At 68.7% G+C, this 5,121-nt stretch carries 5 protein-coding genes and 1 pseudogene; 1 reads left to right on the top strand and 5 read right to left on the bottom strand.

What is annotated here, in order from left to right; translation table 11 throughout:
• Positions 1-176 precede the first annotated feature (176 nt).
• Complete coding sequence (locus tag ACWDS7_RS46365) at positions 177-782, bottom strand: TetR/AcrR family transcriptional regulator (RefSeq protein WP_451934497.1); 606 nt, start codon at positions 780-782, stop codon at positions 177-179.
• Between the two features lie 176 nt (positions 783-958).
• On the opposite strand from ACWDS7_RS46365, the gene ACWDS7_RS46360 reads away from it, so the two are divergent.
• On the top strand, positions 959-1,924 hold the full coding sequence (locus tag ACWDS7_RS46360; RefSeq protein ID WP_451934496.1) for an NAD(P)-dependent alcohol dehydrogenase: 966 nt from the start codon (positions 959-961) through the stop codon (positions 1,922-1,924).
• 20 nt (positions 1,925-1,944) lie between these two features.
• Here ACWDS7_RS46360 and ACWDS7_RS46355 read toward each other — a convergent pair.
• The 4 genes and pseudogenes from ACWDS7_RS46355 to ACWDS7_RS46340 form a co-directional block, all read right to left on the bottom strand.
• A pseudogene (locus tag ACWDS7_RS46355) lies at positions 1,945-2,775 on the bottom strand (IS5 family transposase); the annotation flags it as partial.
• Between the two features lie 27 nt (positions 2,776-2,802).
• Positions 2,803-3,408, bottom strand: coding sequence for a dihydrofolate reductase family protein (locus ACWDS7_RS46350; protein ID WP_306872406.1), 606 nt, complete (start codon positions 3,406-3,408; stop codon positions 2,803-2,805).
• A gap of 564 nt (positions 3,409-3,972) precedes the next feature.
• On the bottom strand, positions 3,973-4,242 hold the full coding sequence (locus ACWDS7_RS46345) for a hypothetical protein (protein ID WP_451934495.1): 270 nt from the start codon (positions 4,240-4,242) through the stop codon (positions 3,973-3,975).
• A gap of 77 nt (positions 4,243-4,319) precedes the next feature.
• A partial coding sequence (locus ACWDS7_RS46340) for a site-specific integrase (protein ID WP_451934494.1) occupies positions 4,320-5,121 on the bottom strand: 802 nt, incomplete at its 5' end.

Here is a 5,121-nt window from a genome sequence, read left to right as displayed (position 1 = left end):
CTCGCCACCCGAGCGAACAGGTCATCCAACCCCGCTACCCACGCAGCAACGTCATGATCCATCACAAGAGCGGCACACTACCCACCAAAGATCACGAACTGATGCTGGAGTACTGGGGCCTGTTGCGAAAGTGGAGTTGTCGGACTGGACGTGCCCTGCGGCAGGTACCGTTTCAGTCAGGCTCTGGGGGGCCGCTGCCCCTGGGAGCTGTCAGTTGCAATCGGGAGGCTGCGCAGTGTCAGCGCAGTCGGCGGAGGCAGCGGTTTGTTGGCCGTGTCGGTCCGGAACGACTGGAGCAGATAGGCCACCAGGCGCCGGGACGCTGCACCATCATCCGGTAGGGCGGTCACCAGACCGCAGTGTGCCAACAGGATCACGGCGAGGTCGGAAGGGTGAAAATCGGCCCGCAGCGCGCCCGACGCCTGGGCCCTGCGTACCAGGGTCGTGAAGTCCCGCTCGGCTCGTTGCCGGGACTGCGCGTGTTCCGACGTGCTTTCCGGGAAGGCCGCGACGAACGCAGCCGGGAACCCGCGTTCCTCCCGTTGCAGAGCGCAGACCGTCTCAACCAGCTGCTGGAAGCCCTGCCACGGGTCAGGGGCGGCCAGAGCCTCGGTGAGCGCCCGCGCGCAGGTCTCCATCTGCTGCGCGAACGCGCCCCGCACCAGAGCGTCCCGGGTCGGGAAATGCCGGTACAGCGTCGCCACGCCGACCCCGGCCCGACGGGCCACGGTCGCCATCGGGGCGTCGATCCCGTGCTCCGCAAAGACCGCACGGGCGGCCACGAGGATGCGCTCCCGGTTGCGCCGAGCGTCCGCCCGCACCCCGTCCCGGGCTGTGATCCGAGAGGATTCCGTTATCACTGTCTCTCGCTTCCGGTCCAAACGGACGATTGCGTCCACTTAAGAGCTTACGGTCGATGCCAGACCCCTGTACGGCCCCCGGCGGCAAAGGCAGAACGATGAACGACCGCATGATGAAGGCAGTGCTCTACGACCGCTACGGTGGCCCCGATGTGCTCTACGCGGGCCGCGTGCCACGCCCCGAGCCGGCCCACGGTGAGGTCCTTGTGCAGGTGCGCGCGTTCAGCGTCAACGGCGGCGAACTGGCAGCCCGTGCCGGCCGTCTCCGCCTCCTGACCGGCCGCAAATTCCCCAAGCGCGTCGGCTTGGACTTCACCGGCGAGGTCGCCGCACTGGGTGCCGGAGTCACACGGTTCGCGGCCGGCGACCACGTATGGGGGGTCTTGGGCCGCACCTCCGGGTTCGGCAGCGCCGCCGAGTACGTGACCGTGCCCGCCGAGCAGGTCGGCCAGCTCCCCGACGGCCTTGACCTGGTGGACGCCGCCGCGCTGCCGGTGGCCACCACGGCCATCACCGCGCTGCGGGACAAAGCCGGGCTGCGCCCCGGCGAACGACTCCTCGTCCGGGGCGCGGCGGGCGGTGTCGGCAACGCCGCCGTCCAGCTCGGACGGGCGTACGGCGCCGAGGTCACGGCCCTCGCCCGCGCAGCCAACCTCGACTTCGTCCGCGGGCTCGGCGCGCACAAGGCTGTCGACCACCGGACTGTGCGGCCGGCGGAACTGGGCCGCTTCGACGTGGTCCTGGACACCGTGGGGACCGACCTGCGGGCCTTCCGGCGCCTACTGAATTCCGGCGGGCGCATGGTCACCATCGCCTTCGACCTGAAACGGCCCGCTGCGTCGCTCGGCTACCTCGCGGTCAGCACGGTCCACGGACACGGCCGGGTGCGCTTCTTCAGCGGCAACCCCACGCGGGCGGACTTCGACGACCTCGCCCGCCATGTGGTCGAGGGCAAGCTGAGCCCCGCGGTGGACACGGTCTTCCCTCTGGAGGAGACAGCAGCGGCACACCGGGCGCTGGAGGCGGGCGGCGTCCAGGGCAAGTACGTGGTCAGGGTCGCGTAGGACCCCTGTGGAGGTGCTGATCACAGCCACTCGTTGATGGCAGCGATGAGGACGGTCGCCTCGTAGCGGACTGCCAGCTTGTCATATCGCGTGGCGACGGCGCGGTGCCTCTTGAGGCGGTTGATCCCGCACTCGACCGCGTGACGCTCGCGGCAGTCGGCTGGGTCGAAATGCGGTGGTCGGCCGCCGCGGGAGCCGAGCTTCTGGCGGTTGCGCGCCTGGCCGGCTCTGTCGGGGATGGTGCAGCGGATTCCGCGGCGGCGCAGGTAGGCGCGGTTTCTGCGGGAGGCGTATGCCTTGTCGGCGCGGACCCGATGGGGACGGACACGCGGCCGCCCCGGCCCGATGCGGGGCACGCGGATCTTCTCCAGGACGGGTTCGAACTGCGGCGAGTCCCCGCGCTGCCCAGCGGTCACCACGATCGACATGGGCTTTGGCCCTGCTCGACGGCCAGGTGCAGTTTGGTGGTGAACCCGCCGCGCGAGCGTCCCAGCCCGTGATCACCAGGCTCGGTGAAGATGCCGCCTGGTGGTTCCTTCTGTGAGTCACCCTGCTTGCGGGCCCCGGCCCCGTGCTGATGGGCGCGGCATACCGTGGAGTCGACGCACAGGTCCCATGTGATCGCGCCTTTCGCGTCGGCCAGGGACTGGAGTTGGGTGAGTATCCGGTGCCAGGTGTCGTTCCGCTGCCATCGGCGGAACAGGTCGTAGACCCGGTTCCACGGCCCGTACCGGATGGGGGAGCTTGCTCGGCTGGTCTACTCCTTCGACGCGACCTGGACCGGGCGTCCTGACGTTGACCGTTCGCCCTCTATTCGGTCTTGCTCCGCGCCCGCCGGCGCCGGTCTGGTGCCGTCCAGACCGGCGGACGGGGCGACGTCACGCAGGGACGCCGAGCGGCGGGTGCTCGAGCACGCGGGGCTTGTACTCGACCAGCTGGATGCGGCCGTCGAAGGTGCGGTGCTCGATCATCTCGAGGGCAACGTCCGGATAGCCGTCGTAGATGCGTTCTTCGCCCGTGGCCCCGGTGATCACCGGGAACATCACGACCCGGAAGCGGTCGACGAGTCCGGCTCGTAGCAGGGACCGGGACAGGCTGAGGCTGCCGATCGTGCTGAGGAGCCCCGAGCCGCTCGACTTCATGGCGCGGACCGCCTCGACGGCGTCGTCGCGGACGAGCGTTGAATTGGCCCACGTCAGTGGCTCCTTGAGTGAGGAGGAGAACACCACCTTGGACGCTTGCGTGAGCCCGTCGACGGACGCCTCTTCTTCGGGCCTGAACTCGTCTTGACCATTCGGGACCTCGCCTGCGGCGAAGCCCGACATCAGGCGGTAGGTGTTCGCTCCCATCAGGTAGGTGGCCTCGGGCTGCTCGCCGAGCCATGCGAGGTACTCCGGGCCCTCGAGGCCCCAGAACCCGGGCCATCCCTCTCCCGATGCGTGGCCGTCGAGGGAGGTGATGAAGTCGACGAGAAGCTCCGACATGGCGGTGTCCTTTCCTAGGGTGTCACGAGCTTGGACCGGCCGGGAGCCACAAACTCATCGGCCGCGCTGTGGAGTAACAAGGAAACCCGTGACGCTGCAGCCGATCAGGTCGGCGGAGCGGCACTGCTTCGGAGGGCCCGGAGCCCTACATGATTGCACTATGCACGCAGTCGGGGAATGATCTCCACGCGATTGGGAACGGCGGTTTGAGTTCTGTCACAGCCCCAGCTCAGCCCCATCCGTGAACGGCCCGCCCCGGCGTAAGCATTCGGGCCAGTCAGGCAGCGACGAAGGCACGGTCGGCGGCCCCTTGGAGGAGCAACTCCTGGACGCTGTCCGCGCCGATGGCGTCGATCAGGTAGGCGAGCTGGTCAGGCAGGCCACCGTCGTTGATCGATGAGCCGTACCCGCTGACGAGAAGGCGCTGCGTCCGGCCGAGACCGGGGCGATCACCGAGGGGAAACGGGGGACATCAGTCCGCACCACGGGAAGGGGGCGGGGCGCCGCCTGCGCGGGCTGGCGGACACAGCAGGGGGTTCTGTACTGCGCAAGACCGAGGTCGGATCAGGCGGCGCGCGGCAGCTTCCGCGGGCCAGCCAGTGCGGCTTGCCAGGCTTGGTCGAATCCAGGGCCGATCTTGTTGGCGACGACCGCAGGGGCGGCGACCAGGGCGTGCTCGACGCATGGGTAGAACGGGTCGCGGTGCTGCAGCCAGATGCGCTGGTGCAGGCCGTCGTGCTCGACCGGCAGGTGCAGCGTCTCGGCGCGGGCGTCCAGGCCGGTCAACATCTGGCGGCGGGTGCCTTCGGCCAGGCGGGTCACAGCACGGACCACGCCTGCCGGGCGCTGGGTGTCGTCTTTGTCGGCGCGGAAGGCACGCTGTACGTCGTAGAGGGTCCAGGGCTGGGTGTTCAGGTAGTCGTCGAAGCGGGCCGGCAGGGGGCGGCGGTTTCCTCGGCGGCCAGGACGTCGATTCGGGGGCGGCCGCCACGCCGTCCGGATTCGCCGCGGTGGACGGGATTGCGTTCGCGCAGTTCGTCCTCGACCAGGAACTGGTAGAACGATCGGGCCGCCACCACGTATTGCTGGACCGTCGCGTTCGCCAGACCGGTCCCGGAGTCGAGGTGGATCAGCTTCGGCGCCTGAGGATTCGGCCGTTCGTGCAGGTCGCCGATCCATGCGGCCACCACGTCGGCCCGGATGGTCAGCGGATCTGCACCCACCGCCGCGCAGAACCGCAGATGATCCTCGACCGCTCGCGCGTAGGCAACGACGGTGTTCGGCGCCCGCCCGATGTTCGCGGTGAACTGCAACCAGCGCCGGGCCTGCTCGTGTCCGGCCACCAGGGGAAACTTGTCCCAGATGATCTGTGTCATGGACGAGAAACGTAGATCGCCCAGATTCCAGATAAGACAGAACGAGCACGCTGATTTTCTCCAGCGCACCCCCAGATGGGCGTACAGGTAGTCGTCGCACATCTGCTGGTTCCAGCCCCACTCGACCAGTGGGTAGGACGGGATGCGGCCGGGCAGGCCGAGCTTGGCGTCGCGTTCGACACGGCGCATTTCCTCGGCTTCGAAGCCGATGATGCGGTGGAAGGGGCGGCCGCGGGTGTAGTCCTCGATCCAGCGGTCCAGGCCCCACCCCTTAGCTTTTAGCTCAGTTAACTGCACTTTGGGGGTGATCGTCGGCGTCGGCGTCGGTGTCGGGGTG

The organism is Streptosporangium sp. NPDC003464 (assembly GCF_053588315.1).
Note: the sequence above shows the minus strand (reverse complement) of the source record. Positions and strands in the feature narration are given on the sequence as shown.